A 19,987-nucleotide genomic window follows, 5' to 3' on the forward strand; every position below is an offset into this window, starting at 1 on the left:
GAGTACCCCGTCGCGGTCGGCCGATCACGGCCCGGAGGACTGGTCCGGGATCGGCCTGGAATCGGGGGACGGGACCGAATCGTCCCCCGGATGGTCTAACCGAGGAAGAGGTAGTCGGCCCCGTAGGCCACCTTGGCCTCCGCGCCCGGCTGGCAGGTTCCGGTGGGAGCCACGCCGCCGGTCGTGTTGAGGCGCAGGATCTGGGTCGCGTGGGCGAGCAGGCCGGTGTTCGCGCCCGCCTGCGTGGCGTCGAGCACCAATTCGGGGATGTTGCCCCCGTTGGGCGTCCGGCTGACGACGGCGCCGCGCACCGCGCTGCCGTCCGGGGCGATCCACTGCGGCGGCCCCGACGCGGGCGTCACGAACGAGTGGTCGATGCCGCGCCGCAGCTTGGCCGTCACGCCGAGCTGGGTGAACCCGAAGCCGCCCGCCGGCAGTTGCGTGCAGGCGTAGATCTGCGAGCCGCGCAGCACGTCGGCGGTGAGCGCGCGCGGGTGGGTGAACGCGGCGCCGGAGAGCTGCCCGCGCACGGCGCCGCCGTCGAAGTCCAGCGTGTGCAGGTTCGAGTAGTACGCGCCCGGGTTCGCGGCGATGCGCTTGACGATCTTGGCGGTGACCGGCATCACCCCCGCGACGCCGGTCACGTTCTGGGGCAGCCCCTCGGGGGCCGCGAACAGCTCCGCCACCACCGCGCCGTTCCTGCCCGTCGCGCCCTTGTGCAGGTGCCCGGCGGTGACCCGGCCGAGCCCGCTCCAGGTGGCCGTGTAGGCGATCGAGGAGCCGTCAGGACGCAGCCACCACGTGGCCTTGCCGTCGGCGTCGCCGCGCCGCTTGCCGTCGTTCTCCGGCACCTCCTGGCCGCCGTCGGCCTGGGAGGAGAGCGTGGCCTGGTCGCTGCCGTGCAGGACGCCGTTGAGGTCGACGGGCTTGCTCAGCCGGTGGAACTGCCCCCGTACCGCGCCCTTGGGGTGGGCGGCGTCGTGCAGGTTGGCGTAGAAGGCGCCGGGGTCGGCGACGAGCGCCTGGACGAGGTCGTTCGTGGCGGTGACGGTGCCGGTGACGCCGCGCACGGAGGACGGCGGTGAGGTGGTGAGGAGGTCGAGCCGGACGTCGCCGTTGACGCCCCGGGCGCCGGCGTGGACGTGACCGGCGGTAGGTGTGCCGATCTTGTTCCACCTGGCGGCGAACGTCACCTCGTTCCCGCTGATCTTGAGGACGACGGTCGAGCGGCCGTTCCGGTCGCCGGGGCTGCCGACCTCGTTCGCGCCGCGCAGGCCCGCGGCCAGGTAGATGTCATCCCCCGAAGTGGACGCGGACGCGGGAACCGACAGGGCGGCAACCGCGCAGGCCCCTAAAACCCCGTAAATCATGATCTTTCGGATATCCATCAGGAAACCCCCGTAAAAGGCTATATTTTCCGGTCGGTACGGCAGGCAGTACGCACCGGCGGCCGATGGGGTTCAATCCGTGGGCCGGTATTTTTCCCGGCACATGAAAATGCCCTCCCACCAGCGGTGAGAGGGCATTCCCAGCAGCTTCACGCCTCGACGGTGAGCAACTTCTTACCCGCCGAGGTGACCACCTCGAAGTGATCGATGTCCCGCAGTTGCGTGGCGCTGCCGCCGTGCATGTAGAGCGGGTCGGGCGACCCCGGCACTCCGTACCCGGCTGGAGGTACGGACCACCCCGTCATCACCCGTCGCTCACCCGACTTGCCGACCGAGATCAGCTCGCACTCCAGCGGCCCCTTCACCCCGGACAGCTTGAGCGCCGCGTGCGTGCCCCAGCCCTTCGACTCCACGACCAGGCCGCCCGTCACGCCTTCCACGCCCTTGCCCTCGATGGGCTTGCCGTCGGCGTAGAACTGCTCGGCCGGGCCCATGTTCGTCCCCATGTGACCGCTGTGCCCCTGCGCCACCACCGGTGGGTCGTCCGCGCTGAGCTGCGTGCCGATCGTCAGCCCGCCGGCCACCAGCGTGACCGCCGCCGCCATCCCGATCACGAACGTGCCCCTGCGCGTCCGCCTGTCGGCCGCCTTCTTGCGCCGCAGCAGGTCCACCACCTCGCCCTGCGGCTCAAAAGAAGGGGGGCCGAGGTCCTCCACGGGGCCGATACCGTTCAGCACGCTGGCCACACCCGCCAGGTCGGACAACTCGTAACGGCAGGGCGAGCAGCCGAGGAGATGGGCCTCGAAGGCCAGCCGGTCGTCCTCGTCCAGGAGCCCGAGCGCGTACGCTCCGACGTCCGTGTGCTCGACTCTCGACGTCATGCCTTCACCCCCCTCTCCTCCAGAGCGATGCGCAGCGCGCGCACGGCGTAATAGACACGGGACTTCACGGTGCCCACCGGGATGCCGAGCGCCACCGCGGCGTCGTTGACCGACCGGTCCCGCAGGATCGTCTCGTTGAGGATCTCGCGGTGTGCCGGCGACAACGCCTTCAGCGCCTCGGACACGACCACCTGGTGCAGCAGTCCCTCCATCTCGTCAGGCACGGGCATGCTCTCCAGCGGCCCGTCACCCGATTCCTGGGGGCGGGCGTCCCTGCGCCGCCGGTCATCGATCACGATACGTCTGGCGACCGTGGCGAGCCAGGGCATCAGCGAGACCGAGTCGGGGTCGAGCTGCTCCGCACTCCGCCAGGCCCGGATCATGGTCTCCTGCACCACGTCTTCCGCCCACTGCCGATCGCCCGCGGTCAGCCGGATCACGAAGGCCAGCAGCGGCCTGTGGTATTCCCGGTAGAGCGCGGACACGACCACCTCGTCGTCCGGGCGTACGCGCCGGATCCAGTGTCGTAAGCGCGGCTTGCCCATCGGGGCGGCTCCCTCGGCCGAGGGCGGGGGATACGTGCCGGTTCGCATCATTCCCCTTTCTCAGTCCGTCGAGAGGTGGTACGGGGAGCCGCCCTGGCACGGTTCAACAGATCGGGGAAGATAATTCGATTGCATCGCCGGGGACACCCTGCGTAGAGTCGCTCCGGTAACTGATCGAGGAGGTGAGGGCTATGCGGGTCTTCCTGTTCAACGTGTCCTCAACCCACCTCCGGGCGTCCAACTGACCAGCCCGTTTCCTTCTCGATCAAAGGTTCACCGCGTTGTCTTACGATCTTTCCCTGCTCGGCTGGGCCGGCTTCCGCGCCGCCGAGCTGCCTGACGGCACCGTCCCGGCCCGCGTCTCTCGCGTCGATCGCGGCGCGGCCGAGGTCATCGCCGCCGACGGCCAGCACCACGCCAGATACGGCGCCCGCGTGCGCCGCGCCTCCGCCGCCGACCCGGTGGCACTGCCCTGCGTCGGCGACTGGGTCGCGCTCAAATGGCTGCCCGAGGGCCGCTACGAGCTCGACGAGGTCCTGCCCCGCACCACCGCATTCGTCCGCGGCGGCGTCAGCCGCGACTCGATCGGCGGCCTCTCAGGCGACGGCCAGGGCCAGGTGCTCGCCGCCAACGTGGACGTCGTCTTCGTCGCCGAGCCGTCCATGCACGCCACCGACTTCGCCGACCTCGGCCGCATCGAACGCCTCGTCGCCCTCGCCTGGGAGTCCGGCGGCACGCCCGTCGTGCTCATCACCAAGTCCGACCTGTTCGAGAGCGGCCTCGACGACCTCCTCGCCGACGTCCGCCTCGCCGCGCCCGGCGTGGACGTCCACGCCGTCTCGTCCTTGCAGGGGGACGGGGTCCGGCTCGTCCGCGACCACCTCGACGGCTCCCGCACGGCCGTCATCCTCGGGCCGTCCGGCGCAGGCAAGTCCACCCTGGTCAACGCGCTGGCCGGGGGAGACGTCATGGAGACCCAGCAGGTACGCGCCGCCGACGGGCGCGGCCGGCACACCACCGTGCACCGCGAGCTCATCCCGCTGCCCGGCGGCGGCCTCGTCATCGACACGCCGGGCATCCGGCGGATCGGCCTGTACGACATGGGGCAGGGCGTCGACCTCGTCTTCTCCGACATCGAAAGCCTCGCCGAGCAGTGCCGCTTCGGCGACTGCGGGCACGAGGAGGAGCCGGGGTGTGCGGTGATGGCCGCCCTGGAGCGGGGGGAACTGCCGGAGAGGCGGCTGGAGAGCTGGCGGAAGTTGCAGCGGGAGGCGGTGTGGATGGCTTCCAGGACTGATGCTCGGCTGCGTAAGGAGCAGCAGAACAAGTGGAAGCTCATCACCAAGGAGATGCGCCGCTCGGGCCGCAGCCGCCCCTGACGCTTCCTGCCCGCCCGCCCCGCCCGCCCGCCCCGTCCGCCCGTCCGCCCGCCCGGCCCGCCTGGCCCGCGCGCCTCGCCCGGTCCGGCCTGGCGCTGGTCGGGCGGGCGCGCGAGGCGCGAGGTCCTGTAGGCGAGCAACGGCTTACCGGACGCGTCGGCGCGACGCACCGGGCGTGCACGGGCGAGGGCGCGACGGGCCTGGCCTGCGTACGTGGGCTTCGTGCGCGGGCGTGCTCGGGCCGCGGCGCGACGGGCCGGGCGTGCGTGGGCGTGGGCGGGCGTGCGTGTGTGTGAGGGGAACGGGGATGTGTGCGTGCGGGGAGGAGCGGGCGTCAGAGGGTAGGCACAGGTCATGGAGCTCTTCGCAGACCGGGCCGACGCAGGGGCGCAGCTCGCCGAGCGGCTGCGGGACGCGCACGACCCCGTGATCCTCGCCCTGCCGCGCGGCGGTGTGGCGGTGGCGGTGCCCATCGCGCGCAGGCTCGACGCCGTCCTCGACGTGCTGGTGACCAGGAAGATCGGCTACCCGCCGACCCCGGAGCTGGGCGTCGGGGCGATCGCGGAGGGCGGCGAGCCGGTGTTCGACCGCCCGCTGCTGCAGCGCCTGGGCATGACCCCCGAGGACGTGGCGGACGTCGTCGAGGAGGAACGCCGGGAGCTGGCCAGGCGGGTGCGCGCCTACCGCGGCGACCGCCCCCTGCCGCCCGTCGAGGGGCGGGAGGTGATCGTGGTGGACGACGGCCTGGCCACGGGCGGCACCGCGAGGGCCGCGCTCCGGGCGCTCGCTACGGTCAAGCCTGCGAAGGTGACGCTGGCCGTTCCGGTGGGCGCGCAGGACACCGTGCGGTCCATGCGGAAGGAGGCGGACGAGGTGGTGGTGCTCAGGACACCGCTCGACTTCAGGGCGGTGGGGCAGTGGTACGAGCGCTTCGATCAGCTCAGCGACGCCGACGTGTTGCACCTGCTGGGCCGCGACTGACGCAATTGCCCGCCCCCGCATCCGTGCACTGCTAGAGGTGCGCGCTGCTTGCAGGCGCGCATTGCCCGGAGGCGTGAAGTAGCCGGGTGTTGCCGCATGCGTGACCTGCGCGCGGCCGTGCCTCAGTTTGCGATGATGGCCCAGACGACCTTGCGGGAGCCCTCGGGGCAGAGCCATCCCCATGCCGTGCACAACGCGTCCACCAGCCGCAACCCCCGCCCGTACTCGGAGAAGACGTCGGGAGCGGCCGCCACGGGCACCGTCTGGCTGTTGTCGGTCACCACGCACGCCAGCTCCGCCCGATGCGACAGCAGCCGCAGTTGCGCGGCCCCGCCGCCGTGCCGCATGGCGTTGGTCACCAGTTCCGAGACGACGAGCTGAACGTCGAAGGCGTGCTCCAGGGTGCCCCAGGCGGTGAGCGTCTGGTCGACGAATCGCCGGGCCGTGGCGACGCAGGACGGCTCCAGCGCCGTGCCACGATGGAAGGGGAACACGGCGTCGCATTCCCCGGTACGTCCATCTACCAGGACGGAGGAGAGCCATCCTGGTGGCCGGGCACCTATGGCGGCTTGCGGCCGAGCGTCGAAAGTCGTCATTCTGGCCCCCGAAGCGCGGTCTGGTGATCCAATGCCCATCTTTACGGGGAGTGCTTACCGATGCAAGACTTTTCGTAGTTTACGGATGCGAATCGCATCTGCACGTGCAGATGACCTGGGAGCGATGGAGTGAGCGCACAGAGCACGGAAGGGAAGCTTCTCAGCTATTCGCCGGGAAGCCCGACGGTGCTGCGGATCCTGCTGGGGACGCAATTGCGCAGGCTCCGTACGGAGAAGGGTATCTCGCGCGAGGACGCCGGGTATTCGATTCGGGCATCTCATGCCAAGATCAGCCGGTTGGAGCTCGGCCAGGTCAGCTTCAAGCAGCGTGACGTGGCCGACCTGCTCACCCTGTACGGCGTCACCGACCCCGAGGAGCGCGAGCCGCTGCTGGCCCTGGCCAAGCAGGCCAACGCGCCCGGCTGGTGGCACAAGTACGGCGATCTGCTGCCCGCCTGGTTCGAGGTCTACATCGGCCTGGAAGGGGCCGCGGCCGGCATCCGTACCTATGAGAACCAGTTCGTTCCTGGGCTGCTCCAGACGCCCGCCTACGCCAGGGCGGTGATCGAGCTGGCGCACGAGAAGGCGTCCCAGGACGAGCTGGAGCGCCGGGTGGCGCTGCGCATGACGCGGCAGAAGCGGCTGGAGAGCGGCCTGACGCTGTGGGCCGTGATCGACGAGGCCGTGGTGCGCCGCACGCTGGGCGGCTCCGAGATCATGCGGGAGCAGATCGCGCACCTGCTGGAGGTCACGGCGGAGCGCAACATCACAGTGCAGATCATGCCGTTCGACCGGGGTGGTCACGCGGCGGCCGGCGGTCCGTTCAGCATCCTGCGCTTCCCCGAGCGCGAGCTGCCCGACGTCGTCTACATGGAGCAGCTCACCAGCGCCCTTTACCTGGACAAGGCCGTCGATTCCGACCACTACATGGAGGTCATGGACCGGCTCAGCATCCAGGCGGAGGAGCCGAAGGCGACCAGGCGCTTCCTGGAACGCCTCATTTCCGCATGAGCTGCTGAAACCCCTGTGATCCACTCCATAGCGGGATTTTTGGTCGTCCGGTATATGGAGCAGTTCCTGTTGCCGTATTGTCACCTCGCAAACGCGGATGCACGTGCATCCGTAAGATCGCGAGGAGCTGCCCCCATGCACGAGTTCCGGAACGGAACGCCCGCCGGCCGCCTTCCCGTCGTCTGGCGCAAGAGCAAGCGGAGCAACCCCAACGGCAACTGCGTCGAAGTCGCGAACCTGCCCACGGGGGAAATAGCCATGCGTAACTCACGCTTTCCCGAAGGACCGGCGCTCGTCTACACCCGCGCCGAGATCACCGCGTTCGTCCTCGGGGCCAAGGACGGCGAGTTCGACGACCTCATCGTCTGAGGTCTTCTGAAGGCATCTGGGGCCGTCCGAGGCCGTCCGGGGACGTCTGAGATTGTCCGAGGTCGTCCGAGGTCTCTGCTGGTCGCCGGGTTACGGTCCAGGTGACGTGGAGTTTCGGTCACGACTGCGGTGACGGGGGCGCGTTGTGCCAGCGCCAGCGCGTCAGACGGGGACGGCCGGGAAGCTCGGCGCGGCCCGTCGCCCACAGCAGCGTCGCCCAGGGGTCCGTGTCCCCTGGGGCGTCGGGGAAGAGCCGGGCGAGCACGCGTGCGCACACCTCGGCGGGCGGATTCCAGCTCAGGCCGAGGCCCTCGGCCAGGTCGTGCACGTGGACGAGCGTCTCGGCCAGGCCCATCGCGGCGGAGGCCGAGGCGTCCGCGGGGCCGAAGCCGTGGTGGGCGCGGGCGTCCGGCGGCGCGGTGCGTACCATCGCGGCCAGCAGCGCGCCGCTCGCCTGCAGCACCTGCATCAGGCCCGTGACGCCCGCGGCGGGGTCGGCGTGCACGGAGTTCGACGGGCCGTCCGGCCTGCGGCTCTCCATGACGAACGGCACGTACACGTCCAGCGGCGGCGTCGTGAGGCCGAGTTGCACGGCGTAGGCGAACAGGTCGTCGGCCAGGTGTTCGGCGGTTTCCCAGCACGTCCAGTCGAGTGAGCCCGCCTTGGCGTCCCAGGCGGGCTGCGGGGCGTGGCGGAGTGTTTCGACGGCCAGGTGGATGATCTCTTCGAGGTCTGCTGCGGCGGTCGCGGGTGGAGTGTGCGGTGCTGGTGGCATGGCAGGCACCCTATCCACGCGAGTGCTGGTAGCCGGTGCCCATTCACGCGTGTGCTGGTGGCCGGGCAGGTGCCCACTCACGCGTGTGCTGGTGGCCGGGCAGGTGCCCCATCCACGCCGTGCTGGTGGCCGGGCAGGCGCCTCATCCACGCGCGTGCTGATGGCCGGGCAGGCGCCTCATCCACGAAGCGGCCGCCGACCGGATGCGGTCGGCGGCCGGAGCGCTGCGCGGGTCAGCGGTACACGCGTGGGTCGGCCTTGAGGCCGTGGGTCAGCCGTACGGTGATGAACTCGTTGTCGTCAGGCTTGCCCGCCGTACGACCGTTGGAGAAGGGAAAGTTGTTGTCGTCGAGCACGCCGAGCGTCCGGTCATCGAGGATGATCACGTCCTCGATCGTCTGGAACGGGAACCGGAACGTGCCCGGCGCGCCGCCCAGCCCGCGCGGGTCGGCAAGGTTCAGCAGGTCGGCGACCAGGGTCTTGTCCAGGGCGCCGTCCCGGTCCTTGTCGCGCTTGTCGGCCAGGTAGATGCGCTTGACCTTGGCGGCGTCGCCCTGCCCGTTGTCCCGCTCGATGATCAGGAACCGGTTCTCGTCGACGGCGATGGCGTCGCCGATGGCGTGCGCGGGGTCCTCCAGCTCGTACGTCCACCGCTTGCCGGTGTAGGCCCGCTTGCGCAGGTCGAACTCGTACATGCGCAGCGTGCCCGCCGGGTCGCCGCTGACCGTGCCTTCGAGCAGCGGGTAGAGGCGGCGGCCGTCCACGCCCCTGGCCATGCCCTCGAAGCCCTTGCTGCCGGCCAGGTTGGGCTGACCGCCGTTGAGCGCGGGGTTCTCGGGGGCCTGGACGCCGGGGAGCGCGACGGGCGCGTCCAGCAGGCGGCCCTTCTGGTCGAAGTGCAGCAGGAACGGGCCGAACTCGTCGCCGATCCAGTACGTGCCGTCCGTCGAGCGCACGATCGACTCGACGTCGAAGTCGGCGCCGGTCAGCGTGCGGTCCTGGCGGGTGAGCGGCCAGGTGACGAGCCCGCGCGGGTCGGTCAGGTTGAAGCCGCCGAGCACCTGGACGGACTTGGCCCCGAAATCGGGCTTGATGCGGTGGACCCGCAGGAGAAAGTCGGAGCTGTTGGCCTTGTTGCCGAAGCCGTTGTCGGACAGCACGTCGTAGGTGCCGTCGTGGCGGCGCGCGATGCCGCTGAAGCCCTGCACCGGCTGGCCGGTGAACGGCGGGGTGACGCCGTTGACGGGCGTCGTGCCGAGGAGGGAGCCCGACGGCTCGCTGCCGGGGACGAAGGTCAGCGCCGGGAGGGAGGCGAACCCGGTCAGCGTGGCCTGCCCGAAGGAGGTGGAGGCCCGCTCGGGGTCCGCGGTGGCGGGGCCGGCCGCGAGGCCGAGGGTGAGCGCGCCCGCGCACGTCAGGATGGCGATGCGTTTCATGCCGGGCACACTAGGGCGGGCACATGACGCGTTCCCGAACGCACGGCAACGGGCGATGACCGCCAGATGTCGGGCAGGTCAGGGCAGGCCATGAAAAGACTCGCACCGCGGGCGTCGCCCGCGGTGCGAGATCACGTGCTGGGGTGGGACCACCCGGGCCTGATCAAGCAGTTGCTCCGACCGGGTTCACCGGAGCCTGACCGTCGGGTCAGGCTCCGGCTCATCGGGACAACTGCGTGATCACGCGATGATGGTGATGCTGCCGGGTGTCAGGCGGCGGAGATGCCGGCGCTGGCCGCGCGGCGCATGCGACGGCGACGCTCGCTGGCGCGCTCGTCCTCGTTGAGACCGCCCCACGTGCCGTACTTCTCCGGCCGGGACAGCGCGTAGTCTAGGCACTCGTTGCGGACGGGGCACTGGGCGCAGATCGCCTTGGCCTTCCGCTCGCGTACGTCCCGCTCGGGCTGCCGCTCCCCATCGGGGCCGAAGAAGAGCACGAGGTCCTCACCCCGGCACGCGGCATCATCCTGCCAACCCCAGCTGGGGCGCGGGCGGGCGAGCTGCCGACGTACCTGAGACATGAGAAAACCACCTTCGTGAGAGGTATTTCGGTAATTGAGCCGCATTGGACGCTTATGGCGTCACTGTTCCAACGCAACGTCGGGCCGTGATGTTCCCTGTTCAGGCGAGAGCGGGCGTGGCGTACCGCACAGGCGTGAGCCTGTCCAGCGAAACCAGCCGGTAGGTGGTGATCGTCTCGGCGCAAGCCGTACCACACGGCGCCGTGAACGCCGATGGCTCGATCACAACCTGGAGCCGGACGTCGCCGCAGCGCACAATGGCTTCGGTGACGTCGCCGTCCGTCCTGGAGGATTCCACGGCCACCGCGCCGACGGAGCACTCTCCCGTATGGGCTCGGGCGAAGTGCTCGACGGCCTGCAATGGCTCAGGGATGCCTGCGCGTCCCCGGTAGCGGTCGAGAATGACCTCGCCCGACCGGTACGCGTTAGCCGCTGCCGATGCAGCAGCCTGAGACATGCTGCCGTAGAAAATTCCGTGTGGCAAGCACACGAGGTTGGCGGCGTAGCGATCGCCGCCAACGTGTGACGTTTCCCACACTCTGTCCGGCAAGATTTCTGCCAGGGACCGGGCGAGGGGTAGTCCAATGCGGGCGCAGCACACATTGCGCTTGGCGTGCGTGCAGACCAGAAATACCGGCTCGTCTTCAAGTATGCAGGACTCCGGGACCACTCCGGCCATGAGCGCGTCCAGGTCAAGATCGTCAGGACCTGCGACGACTCCCTGCGCTATCCAGGGGTGCTCGCCCTCCGCGTAGCCCACTAGCACACGGATCCCCTGCTCTCGTGGGCGGGTCCGCTTGCCGGGGCGGCGGATGAGCTGAGGCCTGATACCGCGTTCGAGCGCCCGGTGGACGAGTTTCGAGATTTCTTCAGGAAGTTCGAAGTTTTCCAGGCGCGAAGGCCAGGCTCCGGTGTATTCGATGAGCAGCCACAGGCGGGCTCCCACGGTGGCACTGGCCAGTGTGGGCATCTCGCCGGTGTGGCATCCCATCGGATGCTCGCAGCCCCTCGCCAACGCCCCTGCCCCCTTCGCGATCCGACTTAGGTAAGACTAACCTAACGGATCGGCGGGTTTAGGCGCGGGAGAACCGGTCCAGCACGTCCCGTGTCGCGGGCAGGGCGCGATCCCTGTCCCGCTCGACGAGGCCGATCCTGGTCCGCCTGTCGAGCAGGTCGCCCTCGTCGAGCGCGCCCTCGTGCAGGACCGACCAGAGCAGCTCGCCCTTGGTCAGGCCGAGCCCGACCTCCTCCGGGTGCTCCTTGACGAGCTCGTGCACGGACTCGGCCTCGGAGCCGTACCGCTCGGCCAGGCGGGCGGGCACTCCCTGTGGGCGTGAGCCGGCCCCGACGAGCGGGACGCGCCGGGTGCGGCAGCGGCGAGCCCGGAGCTTCCCCTGCGAGACCGCTCGATCCACCGCGTCCTCGGCCATGCGGCGATATGTCGTCAGCTTGCCCCCCACGACGGTCACGACACCGTCCTGCGAGAACACCGCGTGCTCCCGCGACAGGTCGGCCGTCCTGCCGCCGGCGGCCAGGAGCGGCCTGAGGCCCGCGTAGGAGCCCGCAACCGCCTCCCTGGTCACTGGGACCTCAAGAACCCCGTTCAACACCTCCAGAAGCGTTCTGACGTCCTCCTCGGGCACTTCGGGGACGTCCGGCACCGGCCCGTCCACCGGCTCGTCGGTCAGACCCACATAAATGCGGCCATCCGGCTGCGGCAGCACGAGCGCGAAGCGGTTGCTCTCGCCGGGGATGGGCACGTGCAGGCCCGCGATCAGCCCCGGCAGCGTGCCAGGCTCCAGGACGAGGTGACTGCCGCGCGAGGGGCGCAGCCGTACCTGGGGGTCCAGCGTGCCCGCCCACACCCCGGCGGCGTTGATCACCACCCTGGCGCGGATCGTGAACTCCTCACCCGTCAGCTCGTCGCGCACCTCGGCCCCGTGGCCCGTCAGGCGCAGCGCGCGGCAGCGGGTCAGCACCCGCGCCCCGTGCGCGGCGGCCGTCCGCGCGATGGCCACCACCAGGCGCGCGTCGTCGAGCAGCCGGCCGTCCCACGACAGCAGCGCGCCGCGCAGCCCGTCGGCGCGCAGCACGGGCGCCAGCGTGTGGGCGCGGGCCGCGTTCAGGCGCGTCGGGCCCGGCAGCAGGCGGCGCGGCGTGCGCGCGGCGGCCCGCAGCCCGTCGCCGAGCCGGTAGCCGGTCATCACCAGCGCCGCCTGGCGGCGGGAGACCTCGGGGGTCAGCGGCAGCACGTACGGATGCGCTCTGACCAGGTGCGGAGCCGTACGGCGGAGCAGGATGCCGCGCTCGGCCGCACTCTCGTACGCCACGCCCACCTGCCCCTTGGCCAGGTAGCGCAGGCCGCCGTGCACCATCTTGGAGCTCCACCTGGAGGTGCCGAAAGCCAGGTCGTGCGCGTCGATTGCCGCCACGCTCAGCCCCCGCGTGGCGGCGTCGAGCGCGGCGCCCGCGCCCGTCGCCCCGAGCCCCACCACCAGCACGTCCACCCGTTCCTCCGCGACCCCGCGCAGCTCACGGGAGCGTCTGGCGGCGTTCAGCGAGCTATCCAAGGTAGGCCTCCAGCAGGGCGGCGAGCTCGGCGTCGAGCTCGTCCAGCGTGACGGGGTCGAGCATGGTCGGGGCGGACAGCAGGAACGACTGGGCCACCAGCAGCACCGCCCTGGCCCTGGCCGGATCGCCGACGACCGGCTCCAGCACCTCCAGGATGGCCTCGTGGCTGGCGCCGCGCCGATCCAGCAGGTACGGCACCAGCAGCTCCGGGTCCGCCTCCACGATCTTGCGCCACAGCGGGTGCTCGCGCAGCCCCCTGACGCCCGCCACGATGGCGCGTACGGGATCGGACAGGTCGAGCCCCTCGACCACCCGCACCCACTCCCTGGTCATCAGGTCGGCGACCAGCGTGCGCACGTCGGGCCAGCGGCGGTAGAGCGTCATCCGCGACACCCCGGCGCGCCGCGCCACGTCCGTGAGCGTGGTCCTGCGCACCCCGTAGGCCAGCACGCAGTCGCGTGCGGCGTCCAGCACGCCCTCATTGTGACGAATCGACGTCATGTGTCACAGTGTATGCGTGACTGGAGAACCGATGTCGTGGTCGGGCTGGGGAGACCCCGCCAAGGCCCGCGAGCTGCCCGAGCCGGTGCGGGCGCTGCTGCGCGACCTGCTCGGCGTGCGCGCGCCCGGCGCGCCCGCCGCCGCGCTGGAGGAGGTCGCGCTCCCGGCGGTCGCGCTGGCGGAGCCGCTGCTCGGCGCGCTCGCCAAGGTGGTCGGCGACGCGAACGTGCTGACCGGCCACGAGGCCCGCGTCCGGCACACGCGCGGCAAGTCCACCCCCGACCTGCTGCGCATGCGCGCGGGCGACGGCTCGGCCGCGCCGGACGCCGTGGTGCTGCCCGGCTCCCACGAGGAGGTCGCCGAGCTGCTGCGGCTGTGCTCGCGCGAGCGCGTCGCGGTCGTGCCCTTCGGCGGCGGCACCTCGGTGGTGGGCGGGCTGGCCGCCGACCGGGCGGGGTTCGCCGGGGTCATCGCGCTCGACCTGGGACGGCTCGACCGGCTGCGGTCCGTGGACGAGGAGTCCATGATCGCGGAGTTCGAGCCGGGGGTGCGGGCTCCGGACGCCGAGCGGCTGCTGTCCGGACGCGGGCTGACGCTGGGCCACTTCCCCCAGTCCTTCGAGTACGCCACGCTGGGCGGCTTCGCCGCCGCCCGGTCCAGCGGTCAGGCCTCCGCCGGGTACGGCCGCTTCGACGACATGGTCGTCGGGCTCACGCTGGCCACGCCCGCGGGCACCCTGGAGCTCGGGCGCGCCCCCAAGTCGGCCGCCGGGCCCGACCTGCGGCAGCTCGTGCTCGGGTCCGAGGGGGCCTTCGGGGTGATCACGTCGCTGCGGCTGCGGGTGCGCAGGGCTCCCCGCGAGCGGCGGTACGAAGGGTGGCGGTTCGCGTCGTTCCAGGAGGGGTCGGCCGCTGTGCGGGCACTCGTCCAGGAAGGGCCGGCGCCGACCGTGCTGCGCCTTTCCGACGAGACCGAGACGATGATCGGCCTGGCCAAGCCGGAGGAGATCGGCTCAGGCGGCTCCGGGGGGTGCCTGCTGATCGCCGGGTACGAGGGGGAGCGGGTCGGCGGCCGGCATGCCGCCGCCTCCGTCGTGCTGTCCCGGACGGGCGGCGAGCCGCTCGGGGCCGGGCCGGGCGAGGCGTGGGAGCACGGCCGCTTCTCCGCCCCTTACCTGCGCGACTCCCTGCTCGCCGCCGGCGCCACCGTCGAGACGCTGGAGACGGCCGGGTTCTGGGCGAACCTGCCGCGCCTGTACGACGCTGTCCGGCTGGCGCTGCTCGGGGCGCTCGGGTCGCCGCTCGTGATGTGTCACATCTCGCACGTGTACGAGACCGGGGCCTCGCTGTACTTCACCGTCGTGACGCCGCAGGACGGTGACCCGGTGGCGCAGTGGGAGCGGGCCAAGGCGGCGGTGAACGCGGCCATCGTGGCGGCGGGCGGCACCATCACGCACCACCACGGGGTGGGGCGGGATCATCTGGACGCCTACGCGAGCGAGATCGGGCCCGTCGGGGCCGGGGTGCTGCGTGCGGTCAAGGCCGAGCTCGATCCGGCCGGGATACTCAACCCCGGCGTGCTCGTCCCGCGAGGCTGAGAAGTCAGCCGGGTGGGGGTGGGAGGCGGTCGGCTTCGGCGAGGGTGGCGGCGGCGTCGCTGAAGCGGTGCAGGGCCTCCTGCACCTCGGCCAGCCGCCGCAGCGAGAGCCCCAGCGCCCCGCCGCCGGCCGAGCGGGTCAGCGCCACCGCCTCCTGGGCCAGCGGCAGCGCCTCCATGGCGCGCCCCTTGGCCAGCATCAGCCTCGCGGTCGTGCGCAGACACCGGGCGAGCAGCGGGTTGTGCTCCGGCGACTGCGCGGCCAGCGCCCGGCTTCTCGCGATCGCCTCGCCGGCGCTGTTGAGCGCCGAGCTCCCGGCCCAGCGCGGCCGGTTCGCGGCGAAGGCGAGCAGACCCTCGATGGCCGCCACGGCGGAGGTGCCTTTGCGGGTCGCGTCGTCCGGGCTGTTACGGGTCATGGGAGCCTCCTAGGGCAGTCCCAACCGCTTGCTTGGGGGGTGAGGCTACACCATTGCGCACCTTCTGTGTTCCCAACGGTACGGAGCGTTCAGGTCGCGCAAAAGGTAGATCACGGTAAAGATGAGGTCATGGTGGAAGTCGCGGCTGAGCGCGGTAAGCAGGTTTCCTCCCGGATCTCTGAGGAGGGTGCGGGTTGGGCCTGTGTGCAACCAGGTACGTTTGCGCAGCTCAGACCCGATAAGCAGGGCTTTACCTGGTTGAATGTACGTACGCTCTGGCTGTCCCGCAACGAGATCCTTGCCGGGTTGTTCGGAGACCCGTCAGGGGAGGTGCGGGCGCGCTGGGTGGAGTCCCAGGAAGCGCGGGGCGTTGATCCGGAATTTCGCATCAAACCGTCCATCGGGAGTCATTTCAGTTTTCTTCTGCTTGGGGATACAGGCGAAGGAGATGCATCCCAGTACGCCGTTGTTCCCGGCATGGTGAAACTCGGGCAGGACACCTCTTTCGCCATCATCGCCAGCGACGTGATCTATCCGACGGGGTCGGGCAACGAGTACGGCGCCAAGTTCTTCCGCCCGTACCAGGACTACGACGCACCCATCTACGCGATCCCCGGCAACCACGACTGGTACGACGGGCTCGGCGGCTTCATGCGCGTCTTCTGCGACGCGCCGCCGCTCAAGCCGGCGCCGGACCGCGGGCTGCGCGGCCTGCTGTGGCGCAAGCCGGAGACCATCGACGAGGCCGCGCTGGCCGAGGCGCGCAGGCTCAGAGGCAAGCCGTCGCAGCAGGCCACGCAGCCGGGGCCGTACTGGACGATCGAGAGCGACAGCCTGCTCGTCGTGGGAGTGGACACCGGCATCAGGAACGTGATCGACGAGAAGCAGGCCGCCTGGCTGCGTCGCGTCTCGCTCGACCCGCGGCCGAAGATCCTGGTGACCGGCAAGCCGATCTACACCGCGAACGCGTACAAGCCGTCGCCGCTGGAAGGCGGCGGGACGATCGACGACATCGTGCGCGACCCGGCACACCGGTACGTCGCGGCCATCGGCGGCGACGTGCACAACTACCAGCGATACCCGGTCAAGGTGGGCGACCGGGTGATCCAGTACATCGTGTCGGGTGGCGGCGGGGCGTTCATGCACGCCACGCACACCATCGGCCGCGTGGACGTCTCCGGCGTGCACGAGGACGCGTTCAAGTGCTATCCGCTGCGCGGCGACTCGCTGTCCTTCTACAGCCAGCTCTACGCCAAGCGGCTGCGGATGAAGTGGCTCTACCTGACGCCTTCCGAAGCGTTGTGCATGATGTCGGAGCACATCAGGAACGAACCGGTCAGAAGCCCCACGGGGCCCGTGAAGATCACCCGGCGGATGCGGTGGGCGGCGCGGCTGCTCGGGGGCTGGCCATGGCCGTTCCGGCTGCCGGTCGACAAGGTGTTCCACCGCTTCCTGTCCGAGTTGTCCGACTGGGACACGCCGCCGTTCTTCAAGCAGTTCCTGCACGCCACCGTGACCCCCGGGGAGCTGACGTTGCGGTGCTTCGCGGCCACGGGGTGCCTGGCGCAGGAGCTGGAGCCGCCGCTGGAGGACGAGGTGCGGATCAGCCTCGCCTGACCTCGTGCTTTTTTGTCGGACGGGTTTGGCACCCTTGACCACGTGTATGTCGTGGTCGCAGGGGAGACGGTGCTCCCGGTCGGCGCCGCGGGCGGTGGCCCCGGCGACGGGGAGACGGCGCTGCCGGTCGATGACGCGGGCGGCCGGGAGACGACCCCTCCGGTCGGCGGCGCGGGCGGCCGTCCCGGCGATCGGGAGGCGGGGCTGCCGGTCGGTGGCGCGGCCGATCGTTCCGGCGGCTTGGGGGCGGGGCTGCCGGTCGGTGGTCCTGACGGACTCGCGCGTGCCGTGAGGGAGCTGGAGGAGGCCGAGGGGCCGCGGTGGGTGTGGGCGGACGCGCGGGAGACGTACCCGCCGCTGCTGGAGCGGGGCGTGCGGGTGGCGCGCTGCCACGACCTCGCGCTCACCGAGGGCCTGCTGCTCGCGTACGAGGGCCGCTACGGCGAGCCCCGCTCGGCCAGGGCCGCGCACGCCAGGCTGCACGGCCTGCCGGTGCCCGACGAGCAGCCGAACGCGCCTGGCACGCTGTTCGCGCCCGAGCCGCTCGGCGCGCGGGAGGTCGCCGAGGTGCTGACCGACCAGCTCAGGCGCATCGCCGCGCTGCCCGAGCCCGGCCGGTTCCGGCTGCTGGTGGCGGCCGAGTCGGCCGGTGCGCTGGTCGCCGCCGAGATGGCGCACGAGGGCATGCCGTGGCGCAGGGACGTGCACGACGCGCTGCTGACCGAGATGCTCGGCCCGCGCCCGGTTCACGGCATGCGCCCGGCCCGGCTGCAGGCGCTGGCCGACGAGGTGGCGGCCGCGTTCGGGCACCAGGTCAACCCCGACTCGGTGCAGCAGCTCGTCAAGGCGTTCAAGGGCGCGGGGGTGGCGCTGAAGACGACCAGGCAGTGGGAGCTCAAGCAGATCGACCATCCGGCGGTGGCGCCGCTGCTGGCCTACAAGGAGCTGGCCCGGCTGTTCAGCGCGCACGGGTGGACGTGGGCCGACCAGTGGGTGCGCGGCGGGCGGTTCAGGCCCGAGTACGTGGTGGGCGGCGTCGTGTCGGGGCGGTGGGCCACCCACGGGGGCGGGGCGCTGCAGATCCCCAAGGTGATGCGGCGGGTCGTGATGGCCGACGACGGGTGGATGCTGGTCGTCGCGGACGCCGCGCAACTGGAGCCCCGGGTGCTGGCGGCGATGGCCGGCGACGTGGGGCTGGCCAGGGCGGCGGGGGAGATCGACCTGTACTCCGCGCTGGCGCAGTCGTTCGGCGGCGAGCGGGCCAACGCCAAGATCGCCATGCTGTCCGCGATGTACGGCGGCACCAGCGGCGACGCCTCCAAGCTGCTGGCGGTGATGCGGCAGCGCTTCCCGAAGGCCTACCAGTTCGTGGAAGACGCGGCCAAGGCGGGGGAGGAGGGGCGGCTCGTGCGGTCCTGGCTCGGGCGCACCAGCCCGCCGCCGTCCGAGCGGTGGAAGGAGCTGGTGTCAGGGCCCGAGGGCGGCAGGGCGGCCAGGGATCGCGGGCGGTTCACGCGGAACTTCGTGGTGCAGGGGACGGCGGCGGAGTGGGCGCTGTCGTTGCTGGCCGTGTTGCGTGGGCGGCTGCCGGAGCCTGCGCGGCTGGTGTTCTTCCAGCACGACGAGGTGATGGTGCACTGTCCGGCCGAGCTGGCCGACGAGGTGATCGCGGCCGTGGCGGGCTCGGCTGCGGAGGCCAGCCGGTTGTTGTTCGGGGGGACGCCGGTGCGGTTCCCGATGGAGGCGGTGGCGGTCAAGTCCTACGCCGACGCCAAGTGAGCCCGCCCACCGCGCGGGGTGCGGGCCGGGCGGTCGGCATGGCGTGCGGGCTGGGCGGTCGGCATGGCGTGCGGGCCGGGCGGTCGGCATGGCGTGCGGGCCGGGCGGGCGATACGGCGTTCGGCCTAGGCGGTCGCTAAGGAGTGCGGGCTGGGCGGGTGGTACGGCGTTCGGCTGGGCGGTCGCTAAGGAGTGCGGGCTGGGCGGGTGGTACGGCGTTCGGGCTGGGCGGGGGTCAGGGGGTGCGGTGGCGGACGGTGATCAGCCAGAGGCCTGACAGGGCGACCATGATGCCGACCATGAGCCCGAGCATGCCGTAGCCCAGAAGCCCCACGATCGCGCCCGCGACGATCGTCCCCGTCGCGCCGCAGACGTTCATCAGCAGGTCGGACAGCCCCTGCACGGCAGGGCGGCGCTCGATCGGCACCGACTCGGTGACCAGCGCCGAGCCCGCCACCAGGCCGCACGACCAGCCGAGCCCGAGCAGCACCAGCGCCGCCGTCACCTGCCACACCCGGTGGCCCGCCGTCCCGGCGAGGGCGGCGGCGCTGAGCAGCAGGGCGGAGCCGAGCACCAGCACCGGCACCTTGCCCGCCTTGTCGGCGAGCCAGCCCACGACGGGCGAGAGCACGTACATGCCGGCGATGTGCAGGCTGATGACGAGGCCGATGACGTCCAGGTTCGAGCCGTCGTGGTGGAGTTTGACCGGAGTCATGGACATGACGGACACCATCGCCGTGTGGCTGACGGCGATCATGACCAGGGCGCGGCGGGCCATCGGGGTGCTGCGGAGCGTCTGCCAGGCGGTGCGGATGGTGCGGTTGCGTCCCGAGTCGGCGGCGGGCGCGCCGGCGCGGGCGAGGGTGAGCGGGTCGGGGCGCAGGAAGCAGAGGATGACGACCACCGCGAGCGCGAAGGCCAGGGCGGCGAACGCGAACGGCCCCGCCTTCTCCACCAGTCCGAGGCTCATGCCGATGCGGTCGGCGGGCTCGGCCAGGTTCGGGCCGGCCACGGAGCCGATGGTCGAGGCCCAGACGACCAGCGACAGGTGGCGGGCCGAGCGGTCCTTCGGCGACAGGTCGGTCGCCGAGTAGCGGGCCGCCAGGCTGCCCGCGCTGCCGCCGCCGACCAGGACGAGGCCGGCCAGCAGCAGCGGCCAGGTGTGCAGGCTGATGGCCAGCACCGAGATCGCGCAGCCCGCCAGCGCCGCCGTGTAGGCGAGCGACAGCCCGGCCCGGCGTCCGCCCCGGCCGGACGCCTTGGCGGTGGGCAGGGCCAGGAGTGCCGCGCCGAGCACGGTGGCCGTGCCCGCGAAGCCGCTGATGACCGTCGAGCGTGACAGCTCGTCCACGACGACCGAGCTGAGCGCCAGCCCGACGGCCACGCCGACGCCGCCCACGATCTGCGCCGCTGAGAGCACGACCAGGGTCCGGCGTTGGATGCGCTGAATGAGGTCGGGAGGCGAGACAGCGGGCTTGGTGGGGGCACTGGTCACCCGTGAAGTCTCGCATAATCGCTAACAACGCCCCAAAGGGGACGGTGAAATGATTTTTCGGGAAATA

General features: G+C 71.4%; 19 protein-coding genes. 7 read left to right on the forward strand and 12 right to left on the reverse strand.

The window, feature by feature from the left end; translation table 11 throughout:
* Positions 1-95: 95 nt before the first annotated feature.
* From ABD331_RS01320 to ABD331_RS01330, 3 genes are all read right to left on the reverse strand, one after another.
* Entirely contained in the window at positions 96-1,370 is a 1,275-nt protein-coding gene (locus tag ABD331_RS01320; protein WP_344470270.1) for a CHRD domain-containing protein, read from the reverse strand.
* Between the two features lie 167 nt (positions 1,371-1,537).
* Positions 1,538-2,269, reverse strand: coding sequence for an anti-sigma factor family protein (locus ABD331_RS01325; protein WP_344470272.1), 732 nt, complete (start codon positions 2,267-2,269; stop codon positions 1,538-1,540).
* Complete coding sequence (locus tag ABD331_RS01330; RefSeq protein WP_263657385.1) at positions 2,266-2,814, reverse strand: sigma-70 family RNA polymerase sigma factor; 549 nt, start codon at positions 2,812-2,814, stop codon at positions 2,266-2,268. Before ABD331_RS01330 ends, ABD331_RS01325 begins: the two co-directional genes overlap by 4 nt.
* Positions 2,815-3,095: 281 nt before the next feature.
* Between ABD331_RS01330 and rsgA the strand changes: the two genes are divergently transcribed.
* Complete coding sequence (gene rsgA / locus ABD331_RS01335) at positions 3,096-4,193, forward strand: ribosome small subunit-dependent GTPase A (protein ID WP_344470274.1); 1,098 nt, start codon at positions 3,096-3,098, stop codon at positions 4,191-4,193.
* 354 nt (positions 4,194-4,547) lie between these two features.
* Positions 4,548-5,174, forward strand: a complete 627-nt coding sequence (locus ABD331_RS01340; protein ID WP_344470276.1) for a phosphoribosyltransferase — start codon at positions 4,548-4,550, stop codon at positions 5,172-5,174.
* 122 nt (positions 5,175-5,296) lie between these two features.
* Here the strand turns inward: ABD331_RS01340 and ABD331_RS01345 are convergent, their stop codons facing one another.
* Complete coding sequence (locus ABD331_RS01345) at positions 5,297-5,668, reverse strand: ATP-binding protein (RefSeq protein WP_344470278.1); 372 nt, start codon at positions 5,666-5,668, stop codon at positions 5,297-5,299.
* A gap of 288 nt (positions 5,669-5,956) precedes the next feature.
* Here ABD331_RS01345 and ABD331_RS01350 point away from each other — a divergent pair, with 288 nt between their 5' ends.
* Positions 5,957-6,781, forward strand: coding sequence for a helix-turn-helix domain-containing protein (locus ABD331_RS01350; RefSeq protein WP_344470737.1), 825 nt, complete (start codon positions 5,957-5,959; stop codon positions 6,779-6,781).
* A 135-nt stretch (positions 6,782-6,916) separates the two neighbouring features.
* Positions 6,917-7,150 (forward strand): DUF397 domain-containing protein, encoded by a 234-nt coding sequence (locus tag ABD331_RS01355; RefSeq protein ID WP_080036405.1) that lies wholly within the window; start codon positions 6,917-6,919, stop codon positions 7,148-7,150.
* Positions 7,151-7,268: 118 nt separating this feature from the next.
* Here the strand turns inward: ABD331_RS01355 and ABD331_RS01360 are convergent, their stop codons facing one another.
* The 6 genes from ABD331_RS01360 to ABD331_RS01385 all read right to left on the reverse strand — a co-directional run bounded on the left by ABD331_RS01360 (position 7,269) and on the right by ABD331_RS01385 (position 13,014).
* Positions 7,269-7,925 (reverse strand): hypothetical protein, encoded by a 657-nt coding sequence (locus ABD331_RS01360; RefSeq protein WP_344470281.1) that lies wholly within the window; start codon positions 7,923-7,925, stop codon positions 7,269-7,271.
* 233 nt (positions 7,926-8,158) lie between these two features.
* Positions 8,159-9,361 (reverse strand): esterase-like activity of phytase family protein, encoded by a 1,203-nt coding sequence (locus ABD331_RS01365; protein WP_344470283.1) that lies wholly within the window; start codon positions 9,359-9,361, stop codon positions 8,159-8,161.
* A 269-nt stretch (positions 9,362-9,630) separates the two neighbouring features.
* Positions 9,631-9,942, reverse strand: coding sequence for a WhiB family transcriptional regulator (locus ABD331_RS01370; RefSeq protein WP_080036407.1), 312 nt, complete (start codon positions 9,940-9,942; stop codon positions 9,631-9,633).
* Between the two features lie 100 nt (positions 9,943-10,042).
* Entirely contained in the window at positions 10,043-10,912 is an 870-nt protein-coding gene (locus ABD331_RS01375; protein ID WP_344470285.1) for a sucrase ferredoxin, read from the reverse strand.
* Between the two features lie 103 nt (positions 10,913-11,015).
* Positions 11,016-12,512 carry a glycerol-3-phosphate dehydrogenase/oxidase gene (locus tag ABD331_RS01380; protein ID WP_344470287.1) on the reverse strand — a complete coding sequence of 499 codons (1,497 nt, stop codon included), beginning with the start codon at positions 12,510-12,512 and terminating at the stop codon, positions 11,016-11,018.
* On the reverse strand, positions 12,505-13,014 hold the full coding sequence (locus ABD331_RS01385; RefSeq protein ID WP_344470289.1) for a TetR/AcrR family transcriptional regulator: 510 nt from the start codon (positions 13,012-13,014) through the stop codon (positions 12,505-12,507). The genes ABD331_RS01380 and ABD331_RS01385 overlap by 8 nt, the downstream gene beginning before the upstream one ends.
* Before the next feature lie 31 nt (positions 13,015-13,045).
* On the opposite strand from ABD331_RS01385, the gene ABD331_RS01390 reads away from it, so the two are divergent.
* Entirely contained in the window at positions 13,046-14,611 is a 1,566-nt protein-coding gene (locus ABD331_RS01390; RefSeq protein WP_344470739.1) for an FAD-binding oxidoreductase, read from the forward strand.
* Positions 14,612-14,615: 4 nt separating this feature from the next.
* On the opposite strand, the gene ABD331_RS01395 is transcribed toward ABD331_RS01390, so the two are convergent.
* A complete protein-coding gene (locus tag ABD331_RS01395; protein ID WP_344470290.1) occupies positions 14,616-15,029 on the reverse strand; it encodes a hypothetical protein in 414 nt (137 codons plus the stop codon).
* Between the two features lie 345 nt (positions 15,030-15,374).
* Between ABD331_RS01395 and ABD331_RS01400 the strand changes: the two genes are divergently transcribed.
* Together ABD331_RS01400 and ABD331_RS01405 are read left to right on the forward strand one after the other, a co-directional pair.
* The gene (locus ABD331_RS01400; RefSeq protein WP_344470740.1) at positions 15,375-16,646 is read left to right on the forward strand and encodes a metallophosphoesterase family protein; all 1,272 of its coding nucleotides are present in this window, start codon (positions 15,375-15,377) and stop codon (positions 16,644-16,646) included.
* Between the two features lie 204 nt (positions 16,647-16,850).
* The gene (locus ABD331_RS01405) at positions 16,851-18,425 is read left to right on the forward strand and encodes a bifunctional 3'-5' exonuclease/DNA polymerase (protein ID WP_425565929.1); all 1,575 of its coding nucleotides are present in this window, start codon (positions 16,851-16,853) and stop codon (positions 18,423-18,425) included.
* A 235-nt stretch (positions 18,426-18,660) separates the two neighbouring features.
* On the opposite strand, the gene ABD331_RS01410 is transcribed toward ABD331_RS01405, so the two are convergent.
* Positions 18,661-19,920 (reverse strand): MFS transporter, encoded by a 1,260-nt coding sequence (locus ABD331_RS01410; RefSeq protein WP_344470291.1) that lies wholly within the window; start codon positions 19,918-19,920, stop codon positions 18,661-18,663.
* Between the last annotated feature and the right edge of the window lie 67 nt (positions 19,921-19,987).

The organism is Nonomuraea monospora (genome assembly GCF_039531895.1).
In the GTDB taxonomy this organism is placed as follows: domain Bacteria; phylum Actinomycetota; class Actinomycetes; order Streptosporangiales; family Streptosporangiaceae; genus Nonomuraea; species Nonomuraea monospora.

Bases quoted from the DNA above. Each gene is read 5' to 3' on its own strand.
- ABD331_RS01370 (WP_080036407.1), bottom strand. From the start codon at position 9,942: ATGTCTCAGGTACGTCGGCAGCTCGCCCGCCCGCGCCCCAGCTGGGGT.
- ABD331_RS01330 (WP_263657385.1), bottom strand. From the start codon at position 2,814: ATGGGCAAGCCGCGCTTACGACACTGGATCCGGCGCGTACGCCCGGAC.
- ABD331_RS01320 (WP_344470270.1), bottom strand. From the start codon at position 1,370: ATGATTTACGGGGTTTTAGGGGCCTGCGCGGTTGCCGCCCTGTCGGTT.
- ABD331_RS01360 (WP_344470281.1), bottom strand. From the start codon at position 7,925: ATGCCACCAGCACCGCACACTCCACCCGCGACCGCCGCAGCAGACCTC.
- ABD331_RS01385 (WP_344470289.1), bottom strand. From the start codon at position 13,014: ATGACGTCGATTCGTCACAATGAGGGCGTGCTGGACGCCGCACGCGAC.
- ABD331_RS01325 (WP_344470272.1), bottom strand. From the start codon at position 2,269: ATGACGTCGAGAGTCGAGCACACGGACGTCGGAGCGTACGCGCTCGGG.
- ABD331_RS01395 (WP_344470290.1), bottom strand. From the start codon at position 15,029: ATGACCCGTAACAGCCCGGACGACGCGACCCGCAAAGGCACCTCCGCC.
- ABD331_RS01365 (WP_344470283.1), bottom strand. From the start codon at position 9,361: ATGAAACGCATCGCCATCCTGACGTGCGCGGGCGCGCTCACCCTCGGC.
- ABD331_RS01355 (WP_080036405.1), top strand. From the start codon at position 6,917: ATGCACGAGTTCCGGAACGGAACGCCCGCCGGCCGCCTTCCCGTCGTC.
- ABD331_RS01390 (WP_344470739.1), top strand. From the start codon at position 13,046: ATGTCGTGGTCGGGCTGGGGAGACCCCGCCAAGGCCCGCGAGCTGCCC.
- ABD331_RS01340 (WP_344470276.1), top strand. From the start codon at position 4,548: ATGGAGCTCTTCGCAGACCGGGCCGACGCAGGGGCGCAGCTCGCCGAG.
- ABD331_RS01375 (WP_344470285.1), bottom strand. From the start codon at position 10,912: ATGCCCACACTGGCCAGTGCCACCGTGGGAGCCCGCCTGTGGCTGCTC.